The sequence below is a fragment of the Roseimaritima multifibrata genome (assembly GCF_007741495.1).
Classification (GTDB): domain Bacteria; phylum Planctomycetota; class Planctomycetia; order Pirellulales; family Pirellulaceae; genus Roseimaritima; species Roseimaritima multifibrata.
Genome location: NZ_CP036262.1, coordinates 1800617 through 1819539 on the forward strand (window position 1 = coordinate 1800617; position 18923 = coordinate 1819539).

General features: G+C 56.0%; 13 protein-coding genes. 7 read left to right on the forward strand and 6 right to left on the reverse strand.

All coding sequences use genetic code 11. From position 1 onward, the window contains the following. Nucleotides 1–48 precede the first annotated feature (48 nt). Complete coding sequence (locus FF011L_RS06595) at nucleotides 49–1617, forward strand: BamA/OMP85 family outer membrane protein (RefSeq protein ID WP_246109775.1); 1569 nt, start codon at nucleotides 49–51, stop codon at nucleotides 1615–1617. A gap of 143 nt (nucleotides 1618–1760) precedes the next feature. Beyond that, a complete protein-coding gene (locus tag FF011L_RS06600; RefSeq protein ID WP_145350870.1) occupies nucleotides 1761–2180 on the forward strand; it encodes an ankyrin repeat domain-containing protein in 420 nt (139 codons plus the stop codon). A 37-nt stretch (nucleotides 2181–2217) separates the two neighbouring features. On the opposite strand, the gene FF011L_RS06605 is transcribed toward FF011L_RS06600, so the two are convergent. The 4 genes from FF011L_RS06605 to msrB all read right to left on the reverse strand — a co-directional run bounded on the left by FF011L_RS06605 (nucleotide 2218) and on the right by msrB (nucleotide 8174). Then, on the reverse strand, nucleotides 2218–3708 hold the full coding sequence (locus FF011L_RS06605; RefSeq protein ID WP_145350871.1) for a DUF1501 domain-containing protein: 1491 nt from the start codon (nucleotides 3706–3708) through the stop codon (nucleotides 2218–2220). A gap of 3 nt (nucleotides 3709–3711) precedes the next feature. Then, nucleotides 3712–6594 (reverse strand): DUF1553 domain-containing protein, encoded by a 2883-nt coding sequence (locus FF011L_RS06610; protein WP_218933053.1) that lies wholly within the window; start codon nucleotides 6592–6594, stop codon nucleotides 3712–3714. 139 nt (nucleotides 6595–6733) lie between these two features. After that, nucleotides 6734–7378, reverse strand: coding sequence for a hypothetical protein (locus FF011L_RS06615; RefSeq protein WP_145350872.1), 645 nt, complete (start codon nucleotides 7376–7378; stop codon nucleotides 6734–6736). Between the two features lie 178 nt (nucleotides 7379–7556). Next, a complete protein-coding gene (msrB, locus tag FF011L_RS06620; RefSeq protein WP_145350873.1) occupies nucleotides 7557–8174 on the reverse strand; it encodes a peptide-methionine (R)-S-oxide reductase MsrB in 618 nt (205 codons plus the stop codon). 173 nt (nucleotides 8175–8347) lie between these two features. Here msrB and FF011L_RS06625 point away from each other — a divergent pair, with 173 nt between their 5' ends. Further along, entirely contained in the window at nucleotides 8348–9427 is a 1080-nt protein-coding gene (locus FF011L_RS06625; protein WP_218933054.1) for an ABC transporter ATP-binding protein, read from the forward strand. A gap of 462 nt (nucleotides 9428–9889) precedes the next feature. Here the strand turns inward: FF011L_RS06625 and FF011L_RS06630 are convergent, their stop codons facing one another. After that, nucleotides 9890–11311, reverse strand: coding sequence for an aldehyde dehydrogenase family protein (locus tag FF011L_RS06630; protein WP_145350875.1), 1422 nt, complete (start codon nucleotides 11309–11311; stop codon nucleotides 9890–9892). Between the two features lie 63 nt (nucleotides 11312–11374). Continuing rightward, nucleotides 11375–11656, reverse strand: a complete 282-nt coding sequence (locus tag FF011L_RS06635; RefSeq protein WP_246109776.1) for a hypothetical protein — start codon at nucleotides 11654–11656, stop codon at nucleotides 11375–11377. A 57-nt stretch (nucleotides 11657–11713) separates the two neighbouring features. Here FF011L_RS06635 and FF011L_RS06640 point away from each other — a divergent pair, with 57 nt between their 5' ends. From FF011L_RS06640 to FF011L_RS06655, 4 genes are all read left to right on the forward strand, one after another. Continuing rightward, nucleotides 11714–13321, forward strand: coding sequence for a ribulokinase (locus FF011L_RS06640; protein WP_145350876.1), 1608 nt, complete (start codon nucleotides 11714–11716; stop codon nucleotides 13319–13321). Nucleotides 13322–13419: 98 nt separating this feature from the next. Next, nucleotides 13420–15027, forward strand: a complete 1608-nt coding sequence (locus FF011L_RS06645) for a fucose isomerase (RefSeq protein WP_145350877.1) — start codon at nucleotides 13420–13422, stop codon at nucleotides 15025–15027. 16 nt (nucleotides 15028–15043) lie between these two features. Next, nucleotides 15044–15721, forward strand: a complete 678-nt coding sequence (locus FF011L_RS06650; protein WP_145350878.1) for a DUF2293 domain-containing protein — start codon at nucleotides 15044–15046, stop codon at nucleotides 15719–15721. A gap of 69 nt (nucleotides 15722–15790) precedes the next feature. Further along, nucleotides 15791–18898: a DUF1553 domain-containing protein gene (locus FF011L_RS06655; RefSeq protein ID WP_145350879.1), complete on the forward strand. Its 3108-nt coding sequence runs from the start codon at nucleotides 15791–15793 to the stop codon at nucleotides 18896–18898. The last annotated feature ends 25 nt before the right edge of the window (nucleotides 18899–18923 follow it).

The window sequence follows — 18923 nt, forward strand, 5'->3', positions numbered from 1 at the left end:
AATACAGCTCCGACTTCTAAAGCTCCTCAAACCTCTGGTTGGTCACCTGTGCGAACCGCATCGATGTCGCTTCCGTGCCGTCCGATTTCAAGTCGGCTGGTCGTCTGGGGGGCCAGTTGCTTTGGGCTGTTGGTCCTTGCGACCGGCTGTTCTCAGCTGCCGCAGTCGAAGTCTCCGGCGCCGTTCACCAATTCGGTTGGTTCGAGCGGGCAGGTGTCGCCTGCAACCGATTTGGTTGCCCAGGTTGGAACCCCTGGTGTCGTTCAGCCCACCGTTGGTGGGCAAACGGTAGCCAGCGGGCAAGCGGTTCAGCGACCGGCAGATCCGTCGGTTGGAATCGTACGGGCTCAAGGGGGTGGTTATGCCACGCCTCCGTCTTACCAGTCGGGTGACACCCTTCCACCTCCTCAGCCTTACAACGGTGCACCTTACAATGGGCCACCGGTAAGTGCGGTCCCCGAGGCGGCAGGAACCGTGTTTGCCGATCCTGCCTTCCACGGTACGGACTTTGCCCCGCCGCCACCGATGCCTTATGCCCCTCAAGAAAACGTGGCCGACCTCTATATCAATGGAGCTCCGGGACGGACCGGCAAGATTATGATTGGTGGTGCGGTCAACAGTGACGCAGGGGTGACCGGTCAGTTTACGATCGACGAGCGGAACTTTGATATCCGCCGATGGCCGACCAGTTTTCAAGACATGTTTAGTGGGACGGCATTTCGTGGTGACGGGCAGACGTTCCGTTTGGAAGCCGCTCCCGGTACCGAGTATCAGCGTTACAGCGTGCAGTTTGGTGAACCGAACCTGTTTGACACAAACGTCAGCATGAACCTGTCTGGGTTTTTGTATAACCGGCGATTTCAAGACTGGGATGAAGAACGGATCGGAGCTCGGTTAGCACTCGGGTATCGCCTCACTTCTGACCTATCGATGTCGGCCGGCCTGCAAGGTCAAAGTGTCGAACTGTCGGATCCTTTGATCCCGATTCCGGAAATTACGGACTACGTCGGCCAACATGACCTGTTCGCCGGACAGTTCAAACTTACCCATGACACTCGCGACAGCCCTTTTGGGGCGAGCCAAGGTCACATGTTGGAGTGGAGTTTCGAGCAAACGTTCGGCGATTATGTCTATCCGAAGGCGGAGATCGACTATCGGCGTTACTTCCTGGTTCGTCAGCGAGCCGATGGATCTGGCAAACACACCCTCACCTTCGGGACGCAATTTGGCGTAAGCGGCAACGAGACACCCGTTTTCGAGAACTTCTTTGCTGGTGGTTACGCGACGCTGCGTGGGTTTGAATTCCGCGGTGCGAGTCCAATGATTTCGGGAGCTCAGGTTGGGGGCCGTTTCAGCTGGATCAGCTCGGTCGAATATATGGCTCCGATCACGGCGGACGATGCCTTTCGGGCGGTCGCCTTCGTCGACTTCGGGACCGTGGAACGGGACTTCGATATCAATGCTGACAACTTCCGCGTTGCCCCAGGGTTTGGTATCCGAGCCGCGATTCCTGCGATGGGCCCTGCTCCGCTGGCATTTGACTTTGCGTTCCCGGTCGCCTATGCCGAAACGGATGAACGTCAAGTCTTCAGCTTTTACATGAGTGCCGCACGATAATGGGGCATTTGGGGGTCTTCCCTTGGAAGCCGGTTTGGAGGAATCTATGGGATTCCCCTTTCATTGCCATCGGATCGATCAAGTGGGCGGTTTAAGCTCGCTTTGTCCGCTGGCAGATGGCGTTCTAAGTTCTAGGTTTTTGCATGCTCCCTCACAGCGAATTGGCGACGGCCCTTGAAACCGGTGATTTAGTGCAAGCCAAGGAATTGCTTGCTGCACATCCCGAAATGCTGAATTCGGTTGAATGGACGCCCCCACCGCTCCACTGTGCGGTCCTTGCCGATCAGTTAGAGATCGCTGAGCAGTTGCTGGAAATGGGGGCCGATATCGAACTTCGCGATCCGGATCGTGGGACGACTCCACTGCGTTATGCCGTGGTCTACTGCAATCTTCCCATGATCGAAATGCTGATGGAAAAAGGTGCAAACGTCGGCCCGATCGAAGAGGAAGGGACGACCGCTCTCGAATTAGCATTGGCCGGCGCCGACGGTGCCTTTGAAGAATACGATGATCTACCCGCCAAAGGCGAATTTCTCAAAGTTGTCGAATTGCTAAGTCGCTAGTTTCCAAGCACGCTGGTTTTGAAGTGGTGCTGGCCGGCTAGGTCAGCAATTCGTGGACGACTTTTCCGTGGACGTCCGTCAATCGATAATCACGTCCCTGGAAACGATAAGTCAGTCGTTCGTGATCGATTCCCATCTGGTGCAGCAGGGTCGCTTGCAGGTCGTGCACGTGGACCCCATCGCTGGCGACCCCAAACCCTAGTTCGTCCGTCGCACCGTGCTGATGTCCGCCGCGAACTCCACCCCCAGCCATGAAAATGCTGTAGCAGTCGGGGTAGTGATCGCGTCCCAGAACTTTGCTTTTGGCGGTCCGTCCTTCACGGAAGGGAGTCCGCCCAAATTCGCCGCCCCACAGGATCAGGGTTTCGTCTAGCAGTCCTCGTTGGCGCAGGTCTTTGATCAATGCGGCGACCGGCCGGTCCATCGATGCCGACTTGGTCCGCAGGCCGTCACCAAGTCCCGTTCCCGCGCTGGTGCCGTGGAAATCCCAGCCCCAGTCGAACAACTGCACGAAGCGGACGCCCTGCTCCACCAATCGACGCGCCAGCAGGCAGTTGTTGGCAAGGCTGGATCCGCCGACGGTGGCCCCGTAGTTTTCCATCGTCTGAGCGGTTTCTCGCGAGATGTCCATTGCCTCCGGAACGGACGCTTGCATCCGATAGGCTAGTTCGTACTGAGCGATTCGTGTCAGTGTTTCTGGATCTTGAGATTGTTGCATCTGCAACTGGTTCAATTCGTTGAGGGTGTCAAGGCTTTTACGCCGCAAGGATCGTGTCATTCCTGGAGGGTCACTGACGTATAAAACCGGATCCCCTTTCGATCGACACTGGACGCCTTGGAATACGGACGGCAAGAAACCGCTTCCCCAGGCATTTTTTCCCGCACTCGGCTGAGTCCCGCCCGAAATGAGGGCGACGAAACCAGGCAGGTCTTGGTTCTCGGATCCCAAACCGTACGTCACCCAAGAACCCATCGAGGGACGCCCCTGGCGTGGCGATCCGGTCAGCAGCAGCAACTGCGCGGGGGCGTGATTGAATTGATCGGTATACATCGAATGGACAAAACACAACTCGTCGGCCACTTCGCGCAGGTGGGTGACCGTGTCGGACATCCAGTGTCCCGCCTGGCCGACCTGTTCAAATTTGTGAGGCGACCCCATCAAGGTTGGCGTCCCGCTTGTAAACGCGAACTTTCTGCCAGCTAAAAAGGAATCAGGGCAAGGCTGCCCGTCCAAACGGTTTAGCTCCGGTCGGTAATTGAACATGTCTAGCGTTGGAGGTGAGCCCGCTAGATGGATCGAAATGATGTTTTTAACTCGAGGGGGGAAATGGGGGGCACGAGCGGTCAACGGGTTGGTGACCGACGCGACTTCCTGGCCTTGGGCAGCGGGTGCCGGAAGCATCAATCCTTGGGATGCCATATACAGACCTCCCACGCCCAACGCGCCACCGGAAAGGAATTGCCGGCGAGTTTGCTGCAGAACGGAGGCCGAGTGCAGGTTGTGGTTTTGTTTTCCAGGATGATTCATGGTTTATCGTTTTTGTAGGGTTTCATCCAAATTCAACATCACATTTGCCAGCACGGTCCAGGCGGCTAGCTCACTTGACGTCGCGGAAATGTTTGCTGGGATGGGGCCCAGTGGGTTGGTAGCCATCGCATTCGCTTCGGTTTCTCGCGATGCATACCATTCGGCCGTTTCTTTAAAAAGCTTGTTCAGGGCCGCTACTTCGTCATCGGAAGGAGCCCGGATCAGGCACCGCCGAAACAGCCAGGTCAGTCGGTCGTCGTGGGAATTGGACGCTTGCCAAGTCATCCGTGCCAAGCCCTGCGAAGCTTCGATATAGACCGGGTCGTTCATCGTTACCAGGGCCTGCAGCGGAGTGTTGGTGGTGCCGCGGTTTAAAATACAGACCTCTCGGCTGGGCGCGTCAAACGTCGCCATCGAAGGGTACGGCATCGACCTCCGCCATTCGGTATACAAAGCACGTCGGTAGCGATCGCTGCCCACGCTGTCTTTCCAGTCGGTGCTTCCTCCAAACGCAGCCTTCAAGCCCAGCGTTGGTCGAGGCGGTTGCACCGAAGGCCCGAACATCGTTCGTGAAAGCAGTCCGCTAACGGCCAACGCTTGGTCGCGAACCGCTTCGGCAGAAAGCCGGAACCTTGGGCCGCGGGAAAGCAGCCGGTTCGTTGGATCCCGTTCCAGGGACAGCTGCGAGACGTCCGAAGATTGTTGATAGGTTGCGGAGAGCACGATCTGGCGAATCAAATGTTGCAGGTCCCAGTCGCTTTCCATCCATTCAACCGCTAGCCAGTCGAGTAATTCTGGGTGGCTGGGGAGTTCGCCTTGCGATCCAAATTCTTCGCTCGTTGCCACCAGCCCGATTCCGAAGAACTGTTCCCAGACACGATTGACCATCACGCGTGCGGTCAACGGATTTTGCCGATCGACCAACCATTCGGCCAGTCCCAGACGATTGGCGACGTGTTCGTCTGGAAGGTCGTGGAAGACGGCGGGAACTCCGGGCTGAACCGCTTTTCCGGGCGATAAATAGCTGCCTCGAAGGTGAATGTTCGTTGATCTTGGCTCGGGCAATTCTTGCAGTACAGGGACGGTTGCCCGCGGCGTGATGTCGGCGATTTGTTGCTGTATCGCGTCCAGTTGACGCTGCCAAAACACTCGCCCAAGCCGGTCTTGTTGTTCGGCATCCCGCTGGTCGGCAGGGATTGCGACGATCGCAGCCAATTCGGCAGGGAGGCTGGTGATTGCGAATCGCTGTTGCTCAGCGGGTGCCTGCTTAACGGTTTCGCTAAAGACAACCTTCTTGTCAGCATCAAGCAGACTAATCCGGAAACCATCCAGTCGTTCACGCATGCCGGGGCCCGTGCGGTTCCAGATTTCGATCGCTTCAACAGCTTGGGGGCTCCCCAAATCCAATTCCCACCAGGGCGATTTTTCTTGGTTGTTATGGGTGACACTGTTGTTGTCATAGTTTCCGTCTCGATTCCCGTCGATGGCTCGCTTCGCTTCGCCGCCGTAGCCGGTCGAGGATTGTTGGGCCTTTCCAGTAGGGGCAATGTTCTGCCCCGCTTGCCAGACTTCGACTTCGGCGAGTGAGAGGAATCGGTTTTCTCCGGGAAGGTCAATTCGCACGTACCGGCCCTGCGGTTGTTGCGTGCTGATCGACTGTTCCCACTCGGTTTGCTGCGGCGAGGTGGGGATTTTGTCTGCGGAAAGTCTTGTTTCAATGGGACGCCGTTGTGCCGAGAGAACCGATTTTTGTATTTGCTGCGACGCCGTAAAGAATGGCTCGGTCGGCGATTCATCGCGGCGATCCGCATCGGCGGTACTGTTCAAAATGGCGTAGACCTGGAAGTACTCCTCGTGGGTGAACGGATCGTACTTGTGGGTATGGCACTGCGCACATGCCATGGTCGATCCCATCCAAACAGCAAAGGTCGTGTTGACGCGATCGACGATCGCAGCACTGCGGAATTCTTCATCGTCGGTGCCACCTTCGCTGTTGGTCATCGTGTTGCGATGAAACCCGGTCGCTGCGACGGGAACATTGGTCTCGGGAGGCAGTAGGTCGCCAGCGATTTGTTCTACGGTGAACTGATCAAACGGTTTGCTGCCGGCGAAGGATTCGATCACATAATCGCGATAGGGCCAAATGGTTCTCGGTGGGTCGTCGGCGTAGCCAGCACTGTCGGCGTAGCGAGCAAGATCTAGCCAGACGGCCGCCCAGCGTTCTCCGGCGGCGGGTTGGCTGAGTAAGCGATCGACCATCCGTTCGACCTTGTCTGGAGCGGTGTCGCTTTCGAATAGGTCCGCTTCCTCTGGAGTGGGCGGCAAGCCGGTCAGGTCAAGGGAAAGTCTACGCAGCAAGAAAGCGTCGGACGCTGGCGGACTGGGTGGCAGTTTTGCCTCTTGTAAGCGTTTTAAAATGAAAGCGTCGACCGGGGTTTGGGCCCAGTTGTCCGCTAGGTCCGTTTGCAGGTTGAGAGGCGGTTGGGTCGCTTGCGGCGGAATGTAGGACCAGTGCGGTGCATAAACCGCGCCTCCCTCAATCCACCGCTTAAACGCGGCCCGCTCCGATGGACTTAATGGGTCCCCCATGCTGGGCGGAGGCATCACCGCATCGGGATCCTCGGACTGAATCCTGGCCCATAGCTCGCTTTTCTCTAACGAGCCCGGCGTGACCGCTGAGTAGCCTCCAAGGTCCTCGAACGCACCCTCCTGTGTGTCCAACCGCAGGCCGGCTTCCCTTTGCTCTGGATCGGGGCCATGGCAGGCAAAACATCGATTCGACAAAACCGATTTTATGTCTCGATTGAAATCGATATCTTCGGCTGTCAGGCAGAGGGACGCTTGAAAAGCACATCCCAGCAGCATCAGGTAGCGGAGGGCAATCACGATGGTGTAAACGCCGAAAGGAAGGGAGCGATGGAGGCGTCCCTATTGTAACCGATCGATTGCACGGGAGTGGAGAAGTCGAGTTTGTAGAGGACGGTCCGCACCGACTTTTGGGGGGCCGCTTCTTCTTTCCGTGCGTTTACTTTCCGCAAAGCACCTGAGAGGAAACAACGAATCGTGACTTCGGCGAATCTTCAAAACGACTGTGAAATGGACGGAAAATGGCGCGGGCGCTGCCGGCAAGAAGCACGGCAGTCCCAGCAACGGCCAGCATTAAAATCAGCCAACCACGGTAGAGATCCGGGATCGGAAGAGAAATGTCGGTGAAGGCGACCCGGTAGGTTCCCCACAGCAGGCCGCCGCCCACAAGGGCCGCCAGGATGCCGACGAATCGGTGATGGGTTGAGACGCCCCGTAGCGGAGCGCCAAGCAGCGACGCTAAACCAAAACCGAGTGGATTCAGAAGATAAAACCAGCCGACTTGGGCGGGGGACAATGCCCCGATGAAAATAAATCCGATTGCCGTAACCATAATCGCAGGGAACGCCTGAGTGATCGCTTGGACGGCATTGGGCGGTATCGGTGCATGCGAGAGCAAGCTATTGGTATTCAACCCGATTTGCTGCACCGATCCGGATTCTAGGCCGGCGATCGCTTGGTTCGGCTGCGGTGAAATCAATGGCAATACCGATTCCAGTGATCCATAAAGCATGTACAGACCGACCGAGCTTAAAATCAGTCCAATAAATTGACAGGACAGTCCGTTGGAGCGTGACGTGGTCATCGAATTGCCTAGCGTGCCGAAGTTGCAGGAGAGATTTCACAATGCGGTGAAATCTACGACGTAACCTGCAATGCTCGCGATTCCGATGAACGCGCAGCCCGTAAACCTTCACTTTCGAGGATGTCTAGATGACCTGTAGCGTTTGTAGTGAGAGCGGTCCGTGTCGGCGGAAACTTTACTACTGCGTATCGGCTTGCGGAGCGGGCTGGGAACGGTCCTGTTGAACCGGAGCTTCTTCGACTTCGGCAGCCGTTTCGAATTTAAACGACGCACTGTTCATGCAGAACCGTTTGCCCGTCGGTGCCGGGCCGTCATCAAAGACATGTCCCAGATGCGATTTGCAGCGTGCACAATGGACTTCGATTCGAGGAAAGACCATTTTCCAGTCTTTCTTGACGCCGACGACCTGATTGGAAAGCGGAGCGTAGAAACTGGGCCAGCCGGTCCCCGATTTAAATTTTGTGTCGGAGGTAAAGAGGGGGAGTTCGCAGACGACGCAGCGGTACAAACCTTTCCGCTTATTGTTCCAGTACAGGTTTCGGAAGGCCGTTTCCGTACCCGCTTCCTGTGTGACGCGGTACTGCATCGAATTCAGATCGCGGCGTAATTCGCGTTTGCTTTTGGGGCTGTACTCTGGGACCAAAAAGGGAACGTCGAAGTCGTTCGCCTGTGGTTCTTGCGATCCGTCCGAGAGGGAATCTTCTGCAAAGACTGAAATGCCCACTAAACCGCCCGCGCAGGTTGCGGTCAGGAACAACGCGTTGCGGCGAGAGATACGACTGGCACGGCAGGTCATCGGATGATTTCCTTTGAAAGGTGGAATCGGCGAACAAGCGAGGGCAAACAGCGTCGGTCGCGGGGCATCAATGGTGCGTGTCTGGTCTTACAATGGTTCATTGTAGATTTCAGCCGCCTGTTTTTCAGCTTGAATTTTGTCCACCTGTTCCTGGTTTTGAAAGAGTTAGTCGTTTGCGTTCCCTGGAAATCGAACAATTGTCGAAGGAATACGGAAAGGTTGTCGCTCTCGATCAATTGAGTTTGACGGTTCACGAGGGAGAGCGAGTCGCATTGGTTGGAGCCAGCGGATGCGGGAAAACAACTTTGTTGCGATTGATCTCCGGCTTGGAAACCGCCTCGCATGGAAAGGTAAAGATCGCCGGTAAAGATGTCACCAACGCCTCCCCACGCAACCGCGATGTGGCGATGGTTTTTCAAGACTTTGCGCTCTATCCCAGCCAAACGGTGAAACAGAATCTGTCACTGGGGATGCAGTTTCAGCATCAGCCGAAAAAGGTCATCAACGACCGCATTGCGGAGACTGCCGAAGCCTTTAATTTGACCGTTTTGTTGGACCGATACCCCGAACAGCTTTCCGGAGGCGAACAGCAAAGAGTCGCCGTTGCGCGGGCATTGATCCGTCAGCCGTCGGTCCTTTTGCTGGACGAACCATTCTCAAACTTGGATGCGAGGTTACGAGAAGATTTTCGGTTTGAACTTTTGCGACTGCACCAGCAATTTGGCACGACGATGCTCCATGTCACGCACGACCAAAATGAAGCGATGTGGATGGGGAACCGTATCGCGGTGATGGAAGCGGGCAAGATTGTCCAGCTAGGGACCGCCGATGAACTGTACTACCAACCGGCCAGTCGGTTTGTCGCGGCTTTCTTCGGTTCGCCTCCGATGAATTTTTTCGCTTTGAACAGGAACGGCGACCGATGGCAAACCGGAGACTTTTGCTGGCCAATGGATGTTGCTGTTTCTCAAGACGCCTCCGGTGCGGAGGTTGGTATTCGTCCCGAGGCGTTTCAGATTGACTTGCCCGGGGAAGGTTTTTCCGAGGCGGATCCTCTGCTGTTTCACGCGACGGTTGTTTCGGTTCACGCTCTGGGACCACAGTTGTGTCTGCAGTGTGAATGGCAGAAAGAGCAGCTGTGCGTGATTTGCGATCGATCGGCGACAACCCGGCCGCTGCCACTTAGCGGTGACGATGTGACGTTAAGAGTTAGCAAGCAGGACCTGCATTTGTTCGAGGGAGAGCAACCGTAAACGACACTTTCGCAGGGGCGCGAAATCGATTCGTGAATGTTTCCGAACAGGCTGGTTCGTTGGCGGCAAGGCCTCAACAGATCCCAGCCCACTGCGCCGGCCAGGGAACGCGTCCAGTCATTACAGTCCTTAGTTGACGTGTCGAGTCGGAATTTAGTCAGCCTGTGGACCGATTTACTTGCCGGTCGGCGCACGCCGATCGGCAGATTCATGGGATGTCCACCGCCATTGCCGGACGGCTCGCGCCGTTCCGCTTAGAAAGTAGTGGGCATTGGGGGCAAGCCCTGAAACGGAACCCTTTCTGCAGCCTGAGGGCTCAAAGCGTCCACGCTAATGATTCCAAGCCAAGTGGGGCGGAAGCAAACCAAGTTGAATTAGTGACAGGTTTTTATCACTTATGGATTTCATCTCCCGAGCGAAAAGGCGGCACAAAAGAAGGCGACATTAAACGCAAAAGTTTGCTCAGTCTCTTGCGATCGGAGACATGCAGTACCCGAAGATCCCCGCTCCAGTCGGTCGGTGGTTGCCACTCTGCTTTAGTCCGGCCCATGCCTGGCATGAATCGATTTCACTTGGCGTCCGATTCCAGGTCGCGATTCCGGTGGGGACTTGCTTTGCAAACGTGTCAAACATCGTGGGATCGCCACCGAATAGGCTGGCGGCCAATCCGTAATCGGTTGCAGCCGCTCTTTCAATTCCTTGCTGGAAATCGCTAACCCAGTAAAGCTGTAAGAGCGGGCCAAACCATTCTTCATCCACGGGGTCATAACAGTCGGTCATGTCGGTCAGCCCGGGACGGACGAGGGCTCCGCAACCTTCTGCGACGGAGCTTTCAACGAGGGCTTCGCCGCCGTAGGCAAAGAAATTGGCTTCCGCTTGCTGGAGCAGATTGGCGTGCCTGGAGGAAACCAAGGGACCCATCTGGGGCGTGGTCGGTTCTTTGGGCAGACCCGTTTTTAGTTCGGCAATCGTCTGTACAAATGCATCGACGAACTGACGCCCGGCGGCGTCGTCGATAACGATCAATCGACGTGGTGCCAAGCATCGCTGGCCCGCTGTGCGGAATGCGGATTCAGCGATTTCGGCAGCCACTTGCTGCGGCGATTCAGGGGATGCGATGAGGACCGGATTGTTGCCACCTAGCCGCATCGCTAGGAGGACCTCGGGCCGTCCACCCAATTGACGATGGATCGCCTGTCCGGTGGCTCGGCTGCCCGTGACAAACAGGCCGTTTAGACGCGTATCATCGATCGCTGCGCGGGCGACCGTTGCGTCCCCCTGAATCAAATTGATTACCCCCGCTGGCAATCCGGCCGCCAACAAGGAATCAACGATCCGTCTGCCGACCGCCGGGGTGAGCTCGCTCGGTTTAAAAACGACCGAATTTCCCGCGAGGATGGCCGGGATAATTTGCTCAAGAGGAAGGCGGATAGGGTCGCAGTAGGCTCCAATGACCAGCACCACGCCAATCGCCCGAAAGTGAATCGATCCATGCCCAGTCGATTCGGATGGGACATTGGCCATCGTTTTCTGGATCTGCGCGATGGTCTGCAGTAGGTGCTCACTGGCGAATTCGATTTCTGCGTTTGCTTCGCTGGAAAATTTGCCGATTTCGGTTTCGACTTGCTCTGCGATCGCAGTGGCGTCGAGTCTCAACCGGGCGACAAATTCACTCAGGATGTCGGCTCGATCTGCCAGTTTCGTTTGTTCCCAGCCCGCTTGAGCTTCGTGAGCGGCAGCGAACGCCTGCTGAATTTGGTCGCCGTCAGCCGATCGTCCGTCGAAAACTAAAGAACTGTCGGCTGGATTGCGACTGGTCAAAGAATCGCCGCAGCCGTCAACGTCGTTGCCGTTTATCGAAAGCTTGGTATTAATCATCCGCATAGGATACCGAGATATTCGATTCCTAGCAGGTTGGTATGGCGACCGCGGCGAGGGGAAAGCCGATTAAACGGCCCATTCCAGGCCGGTCATGGTGCGCAGGCGGTTTTCGAAGTTTCCGATTAATCCGCCAACCAGTCGCCAATCGGCTTTAGCGCGAAGTTCAATTTCGCCATACTGGTTGACCCGCAAGATGGAGTCGCCTCGGACTCCGGCAGCGTGCAGTTCGCCTAAGTCGATCTCTCCTTCATTGACAATATCCAACAAAGTTTTGCCAGTCAGTTCGATGAAGCCCATGATCACACTCGTAGAAAAGAAGAATCGTCTGCCTCCCATTCTAGTTGCCATTGGGCTGGCGCCATTACCGTTAGCCATTTGTTTTCGCCTCAAAGTGAAGAGCTCTCCATGACCTCCGTTTCTCTAGGACTTGATTTCGGAACCGAATCGGTGCGTGCCCTGTTGGTCGATACCGAAGGAAATCCGTGTGGTATTGGCGAGAGTGTTTACCAGCATGGGCAAATTGTGGATTCGTTGCCGCATCGTGATGTTCCCCTGCCACCTCGATACGCTTTGCAATCGCCGGACGATTGGTTGAATTCGGCTGCCGAGGCGACAGGAAAGGCACTTCTGCAGTCAGGGTTGAATGCGGAATCGGTTGTCGGGATTGGAGTCGATTTTACAAGTTGCACGATGTTGCCGACTTTGCGGGATGGGACGCCGCTCTGCTGTCTGGAACAGTGGGCGGATAAGCCCTTGGCGTGGCCCAAACTTTGGAAGCATCACGGTGCGATTGAGCAGACGGCCCGAATGAACGCGGTGGCGCGAGAGCGGGCCGAACCGTTTCTCCAACGCTATGGAGGGACGATCGGTCTGGAATGGTTTTTTCCAAAAATGCTGGAAACCATTGAACAGGCTCCGGAAGTCGCCGAAGCCGCTCAGGTTTGGCTGGAAGGTGGAGACTGGCTGGTCTGGCAATTGGTTGGTGGCGATGCCGAAAATCTGACTCGTTCGACATGCCAAGCCGGCTATAAGGCGATGTGGTCCGCGGCGGATGGTTATCCGTCGGCGGATTACCTCGCGGCGCTTGACCCTCGGTTGGCCGAAGCGGCAGCCCAGCGGATGCCTGGCATTCTGCGAGCCCCCGGTGAACTTGCCGGAGGATTGGATCCTGCGATGGCCGATAAGTTTGGATTGTTGCCGGGGACTCCTGTCGCAGCCGCCATTATCGACGCTCACGCGGCCGTTCCCGGAGTCGGCGCCGCTTCGCCGGGGACGCTTGTGATGGTTCTGGGAACAAGCAGCTGCCACATGCTAAACGCTACGATCGAGCGAGATGTTCCAGGAGTCGCGGGGATGGTTGCCGGAGGAATACTGCCGGGGTTGGTCGGTTATGAAACGGGGCAAGCGGCCGTGGGGGACGCCTTTGCTTGGCTGCGGAAATTGCTTGGCCTGGATTCGTTTGAAGGATTGACTGCCGATGCCATGCGGTTGCCGCCCGGAGCCGAAGGGGTTCGCTGCGTGGACTGGATGAATGGATGCCGGACCCCGCTGATGGACGGGAACTTGCGAGGCATGTTTGCGGGATTGGGGCTGAATCACGGGCCTGCCCATTTGTATTTGGCGTTGTTGGAAGCCTCCGCTTTTGGGCTTCGCTGGATCGTCGAACTGTTGCGTGAAAACGACGTCCCTATCGACAGTTTTATTGCCACCGGTGGACTGCCGCATCACAACCGTGCGATCGTAGAAGTCTACGCCGACGTCCTCAATGAAACGATTGAAATTCATCCTTCCAAACAGGGCCCCGCGACCGGAGCCGCGGTCCTGGGGATGATGGTTTCGCAATCCGATCAGGTCCATTTTGCCTCGGTAAGCGAAGCGGCGACCGCGATGGCTGCGGTTCCTGAATCCGAACGTGATCTGGTTTCCGCTCGACCCGAAAGAGCGGCTGTGTACGACGACTTGTACATCCAGTATCGTCGCTGGGCAGAGATGTTAACAAAGATGGAATCCTAAACGGAGCGAGATTTCAGGATCGCCTCCTTGCTTTACAATTGAATCCGGCCATCTGTTTGCTGTCGGTCATCAAGTCACTCTTTCGAACAAGATTACTCATGTCAAAACCTCTTTCGCCGGTCACCCTTATCGCGTCCGGGGACCTTCGTGAATCGGCCAATCAGGTTTGCTGGCCCGCACAGCAAGCGATGGAAGAAGCCCTCACCGCAGCGATCGCAAGTCATGGCTGGGAGGTGCACCGCGCCCACGCCTATGACGATTCACGAAAGCATGGGTTCATCGCTTCCCAGCGAGAAGGAATCGACGTTTTTAAAACGATCGATCCCGCGGCGCCTCTGATCGTCGCCGAAGCGGTCTGGCAGTATTCGCATCATGTGTTGGCAGGTTTGATGACCCATCATGGTCCGATCCTTACGGTTGCCAACTGGTCGGGAGAATGGCCGGGGTTGGTGGGGCTGTTAAACCTGAACGGATCGTTGACGAAGGCAGGCGTTTCTTATGATTCGCTATGGAGCAAAACGTTTAGCGATGCCGCATTCCGTGATGCTTTGGGAGGCTGGTTGCGAGGCGAAGGGATTCAGCACGACCTGTCCCACGTTCGACCGTTTCAAGCGGGGACCGCTAACGCGGAGGCTTTTTCGGTTGGAAATGCTGTCGCGGAAACATTGCTTCATGACAAAGCGATCATGGGAGTCTTTGATGAAGGGTGCATGGGAATGTTCAATGCGATCATTCCCGATGCACTCTTGAATCCGCTGGGGGTTTTTAAAGAACGGCTAAGCCAGTCCGCTCTCTATTACGAAACGAAGCAGGTCCCCGATGCCGAGGCTCAGGCGGTTCGTGATTGGCTGGACCAGCAAGGGATGCGGTTTCATACCGGAGCGGTTCACGCGACCGATTTGACCGACGCTCAAATCTTGGACCAGTGCCGGATGTACATCGCTGCTTTGCGGATCGCGGATGATTTTGGCTGTGATACGATTGGCATCCAGTATCAGCAAGGGCTTAAGGATCTGTTGCCAGCGAGCGATTTGGTGGAAGGGATGCTGAACGATTCCTGTCGCCCACCGGTGCGATCAAGAGATGGAAAAAGAACGTTGCATGAAGGCCGCCCCCTGCCCCACTTCAATGAAGTGGATGAATGTGCCGGCCTGGACGGTCTGTTGACGTGCCGCGTTCAAGAGGCACTTGGACAACCTGTCGAAAACACACTGCACGATTTGCGTTGGTCCGATCAAGATGCTTCGGGGACCGTTGACGATGAAGTCTGGGTTTTGGAAATTAGCGGAGCGGTTCCCGCGTCCCACTTTGCCAACGGATGGGCCGACGCCGAGGGATTCCGGCAGCCGGCGATGTACTTCCCCGCAGGCGGAAGTACGATTCGCGGGATCTCCAAACCGGGGGAGGTGGTTTGGTCTCGCGTCTATGTTGAAGAGAATCGCTTGAAGATGGATTTAGGACGAGCGACCTCGGTCGACCTGCCTCGCGCTGAAACGGAACGGCGGTGGAATGCGACCACTCCGCAGTGGCCGATCATGCATGCCGTCTTGCACGGAGTCAGTCGAGACCAAATGATGGCCCGCCATAAGGCCAATCATATTCAGGTCGTCTATGCGAATTCAGCCGCCGAAGCCGATACGGCGATGCAGGCTAAAGCGGTCGCGGCGGTCGCCCTCGGGATGGAAGTCGCGATCTGCGGAGTTTAAGAGAAAAGGAATTTCAATGCCTCAGCAAACACGAAATGTAACGCCGGGACCCCATGAACATGCGGTTCGTGATGGTAGCGAAGTCCTTCTGGTCCCGCGTGACTGGGAACTGCTGCCCCCCGGTGACGCTGGAATGACCCGCCGCGTGAAGGCGGGGGGACCGACCTGGACGGTTCAGGAAAAGAAAGGACGCCGTACCTTTTCGCGAGGGGTGTGGGCGCCTGCCGCTAGGATCGCCGCGGTTAAAAAAGATTTGGAGATCGAGCGAGCGAAACCGGCCTATGCCAAACGACGTCAGGCCGATGCCGTTCGACGCGACAAGAAGCAAACGGCATACGTCGAAGATTTTCATGGAGCGGTGTTTGCGTTCCTGAATTTCGCGTCGGATTATGAATCACTGGCAAATCGATTGGCGACCGCGGTCACAAAACATGCCACGCCCGTCGGCAGTGGCACCGTTGCCCGTACCGAAAGAATCCCGATTGAACGACGAGCGGAATCGGCGGTGATCGCCTGGATGAGGCACCAAACGACCAGCTACGACGACATGAAAATCGCTCGCGTCAAAGGTCAACGACGCGAAGTCCGCCGGATGCTGGCGGAGAAATCTAGACGTTTACTGGTCTCTTATCGGGCAGGTCGGCCCGTTGACGCGAATTCTTGTCCGCTCCAGCAAGCACTCGTTAAGAAATGACTACAATAATGGAGTCCATCCGGCTGACGACCGAATACCCCCGCCTCATTTCTCGAACGAGCATCTGCTGTGCAAGCGAGATTCTTCTCAACGATTGTGGTCATCCTGGTCGTGCTGCCCGTTGCCGCTGAGGACGTTCGGTTTGATCGCGACGTCCGCCCGATCCTTGCCGATAAGTGCTATTTCTGCCACGGCCCGGACGCGGAGCACCGCCAAGCCGACTTGCGGTTGGACCTAGAAGAAGAGGCCCGGGGGGCGGTCGGTGCGGGGGATCCGCAGACAAGTGAATTGATCCTGCGAATCCTGGCTTCGGATCCGGCGGAAATCATGCCTCCGCCCGATGCCCATAAAGAACTCTCCAGCCAGGAAATCGAAATTTTAACCGACTGGGTCCGCCAGGGCGCCGTCTGGTCCAAACACTGGGCCTTCGAGGCTCCGCAGGCGAACGTGAAAATAGAGAAGCCCTCGGTCGATGCCTTTATAAAAGCAAAACTGGCCGAACATTCGCTGGAATGGTTGCCTGAAGCTTCGCGTGAAAAATTGATCCGCCGCGTCACATTCGATTTGACGGGCCTGCCACCGACTATCGAAGAAATTGACCGGTTCCTGGCAGATGATTCGCCGCAGGCCTATGAGTCTTTGGTCGATCGTCTGCTGGCGTCGCCGAGGTACGGTCAGCGGATGGCCGTGATGTGGTTGGACGCGGCCCGATATGGCGACACGAGTGTCTACCACGCCGATGGCAATCGCGATATGTGGGCCTGGCGCGATGCGATTGTCGATGCCTACAACAGCAACATGCCGTTTGACCAGTTCTCAATCAATCAGTTGGCCGGTGATCTGATTCCCGACGCAACTTTCCAGCAGCAGTTGCTGTCCGGTTTCAATCGCAACAACGGGACGACCGACGAAGGGGGAGCCATCGCCGAAGAGTACCGTGTCGAATACGCGGTTGACCGAGTGCGTACGACGTCCACGGTGTGGATGGGATTAACCATGGAATGCGCTCAGTGCCACGACCACAAATACGATCCGATATCGCACGAGGAATATTTTCAGTTCTACGCTTACTTCAATGTCAGCAGCGATACGGGAATGCAGACAAGGAACGGGAACGCCGAACCTAAACTAGATATTCCCGTTCCACAAAAGGAGCAGCGACTTGCCGACGTCGCCAAAAAGCGTGCTCATGTTGAACAGGAACTGGAAGCGGTTTCGAAGCAAAGCCAGCCTGATTATGAGGCTTGGTTAAAGGCCCGTCAGGCCGCAGAAAGAACGCTCGCTTCGTTGCCCAGCGGATCGATTGTGCAGTTGACGCTCAATGAGGGAAAAGGGACCGATGTTGAAGATCTTTTAAATCCCGACATCCATGGGGAGGTCGTTGGGAATGCTGTTTGGGTCGATTCTCGCGAGGATACGGGATTCCAATTTGATGGTAGTAGCTACATCGATTTAAAGGATGTTGGCAATTTTGAACGGACCGATTCCTTTTCCTACGGAGGTTGGATTCAACCGCAAAAAGGTGCCAGCGGTGCCCTCTTGGCGCGGATGGATGATCAGAATGCACACCGTGGTTATGACGTTCTTGTCGGCGATGGAGTGATCTCGGTTCATTTGATTCACACTTGGCCGACAAACGCGGTCAAAGTGGTTTCAAAGAAGAAGTTGAAGGCCGCTGAATGGCAACACGTCTTTGTGACTTACGACGGTTCCAGCAAAGCCGCCGGAGTCAAGATTTATGTGAATGGTGAGGAATGGGAATGGGTAATCGAGCAAGATCGATTGTCCGAATCGATTCAAACCGACAAAACGCTGTTCGTTGGAAGTCGCAATCCGGGGGCGCGCTGGAAAGGAATCGTCGATGAAATTTCTGTGTTTGAACGGTGTTTAAATTCGGATGAAGTCAAAGCCGTAATGGGACACTCTGCAATCGAGTCTCTCTTGGCTATCGATCCCGCCGAGCGATCGCCGGAACAGAACCAAACGCTCCGCAGGTTCTATTTGTCTACGGAGAATGAAGCGTATCAGGAATTAGAAAAACAACTTGCGATACTAGATGCCGAGCGAACCGAAATAGAAAAACCGATCACGTCGGTGATGGTCATGGGGAATATGGACAAGCCTCGTGAAACGTTTGTGTTGAATCGTGGGGCGTATGATGCTCCTACCAAAGTGAAGGTCCAGCCCGGTACCTTGGCGGTCCTTCCCCCCATGGCCGCCGATGCCCCTGCCAATCGTTTGGGGTTGGCGAACTGGTTGTTCCGCGAGGATCATCCGTTGACCGCTCGAGTTGCCGTCAATCGTTATTGGCAGATGTTATTCGGCCGCGGACTTGTGGGGACGCCTGAAGATTTCGGGGCCCAGGGCGAATACCCCAGTCATCCTGAATTGCTTGACTGGCTGGCGGTCGATTTTCGCGAATCGGGGTGGGATGTTAAACGCTTTATCAAACAGTTGGTGATGTCCGAAACCTATCGGCAGACATCTGAGGCCGGTCTGGAAAGTTATCAGCGCGATCCGGAAAATCGCTTGTTTGCCCGGGGAGCTCGCTTTCGACTGCAAGGCGAATTCATCCGTGACAACGCATTGGCGATCAGCGGTTTGTTGAATGAATCCTTTGGCGGGCCGGGAGTCAAACCGTATCAGCCGCCTGGGTTGTGGGTAGAGGTTGGTCTGAGTGGGAAACCAAGTTTCGTTCAGGATCATGCGGACAAACTTTATCGACGCAGTCTTTACACCTACTGGAAACGTTCGGCACCGCCACCATCGATGCAGATCTTTGACGCGCCGACGCGTGAGGTTTGTGTGATTCGAAGGGCGCGTACGAACACTCCGTTGCAGGCTTTTGTGACCCTCAACGATCCGCAGTTCGTTGAAGCCGCACGTCACTTCGCAGAACGCATTCTTGTGGAAGGGGGCGATTCGCCAGAAGCGAAACTGGAGTTTGCCTTCCGCACGGTGACGGCTCGGAAAATGGAAGACCAAGACCGCAGTGTGCTGGACGAAGTTTTACGTGGTGCCCGTGAACACTATGCAGCGAATCCGGATGCTGCAAAAGAATTGGTTTCGATCGGCGAATCGGTGACGCAGTCGGAACTTGATTTGACTGAACATGCCGCTTGGACGACCCTCGCTAGTGCCCTCCTCAATTTGGACGAAACCTTGACTCGTGAATGAGTCTTTGTTTTGTAGAAAATAGAAT

Bases quoted from the DNA above. Each gene is read 5' to 3' on its own strand.
- FF011L_RS06600 (WP_145350870.1), top strand. From the start codon at position 1,761: ATGCTCCCTCACAGCGAATTGGCGACGGCCCTTGAAACCGGTGATTTA.
- FF011L_RS06605 (WP_145350871.1), bottom strand. From the start codon at position 3,708: ATGAATCATCCTGGAAAACAAAACCACAACCTGCACTCGGCCTCCGTT.
- FF011L_RS06615 (WP_145350872.1), bottom strand. From the start codon at position 7,378: ATGACCACGTCACGCTCCAACGGACTGTCCTGTCAATTTATTGGACTG.
- msrB (WP_145350873.1), bottom strand. From the start codon at position 8,174: ATGACCTGCCGTGCCAGTCGTATCTCTCGCCGCAACGCGTTGTTCCTG.
- FF011L_RS06630 (WP_145350875.1), bottom strand. From the start codon at position 11,311: ATGCGGATGATTAATACCAAGCTTTCGATAAACGGCAACGACGTTGAC.
- FF011L_RS06635 (WP_246109776.1), bottom strand. From the start codon at position 11,656: ATGGCAACTAGAATGGGAGGCAGACGATTCTTCTTTTCTACGAGTGTG.
- FF011L_RS06640 (WP_145350876.1), top strand. From the start codon at position 11,714: ATGACCTCCGTTTCTCTAGGACTTGATTTCGGAACCGAATCGGTGCGT.
- FF011L_RS06645 (WP_145350877.1), top strand. From the start codon at position 13,420: ATGTCAAAACCTCTTTCGCCGGTCACCCTTATCGCGTCCGGGGACCTT.
- FF011L_RS06650 (WP_145350878.1), top strand. From the start codon at position 15,044: ATGCCTCAGCAAACACGAAATGTAACGCCGGGACCCCATGAACATGCG.